This is a genomic window from Oleiphilus sp. HI0043 (assembly GCF_001634935.1).
This window is the reverse complement of record NZ_LWEY01000754.1, coordinates 1-749: the sequence shown is the minus strand read 5'-3', so window position 1 is coordinate 749 and position 749 is coordinate 1. Positions and strand designations below refer to the sequence as shown.

At 45.9% G+C, this 749-nt stretch carries 1 protein-coding gene; it reads right to left on the bottom strand.

What is annotated here, in order from left to right:
- The coding region (locus A3729_RS32655; protein WP_197475709.1) for a hypothetical protein at positions 1-749 on the bottom strand (749 nt) is incomplete at both ends.

Genomic DNA, 749 nt, shown 5'->3' with positions numbered 1-749 from the left:
ACTAGGCGTCTGGACTTGTCGTTAGAAAGGCTGAGCACTACATTGTCTCGCCAATCTGCCTTCAGTAAAGCCGGGCCCGGTAGTCCATAACTTTGTTGTGGCGGGTAGTAGGTTTTACTCCAGGATGGTTGACCGTTTGGACTGATACCGGCTATGCGTGTTGAATCATCTTGTTGATTGTGCGCGATAACAATGCTGTCATCAGATAGGACTGCGAGAGCGGCTTGAAGGTAAAGGTCTGCAGGTAAATCAACAGCCCAGGCCAGTTGCCCTGCAGCATTGTATTTCGCTGCTTTTTCTGCGCCGACAATATGGATGTCGCCGGCATCATTAACCTCGATATCCCATGCTTTCTCATGTTCAATTTTAAGTTGTTTGACGCCATCTAAGTTAAACACTTGGGTGGCAAAACCTGTAACATATAACTGGTCTTGATGGATCTCTAGATCGCGCGCATCATCGTGTTTAGATAGCTCAATAGACCACACTAGTTCTCCATAAGTATCTACTTTAACGAGGAAAGAGCCATAGCGTTGAATGTCATTTTCGACAATATAGCTAACACCAATGGCATAGCTGTTACCGTCACTATCTAGGGTGAGATCAGTTATCTTATCGTCACTTCGATAGTTGCCTTTCGCAAGGTCAATATCGGTTGACCAGATTAATTCACCATCACTGCTTCGCTTAACCAGCAAAATATTTTGTTGGCGGTCCGTGCCTGTTCGGATCGTTGATCCGCCGCTGAT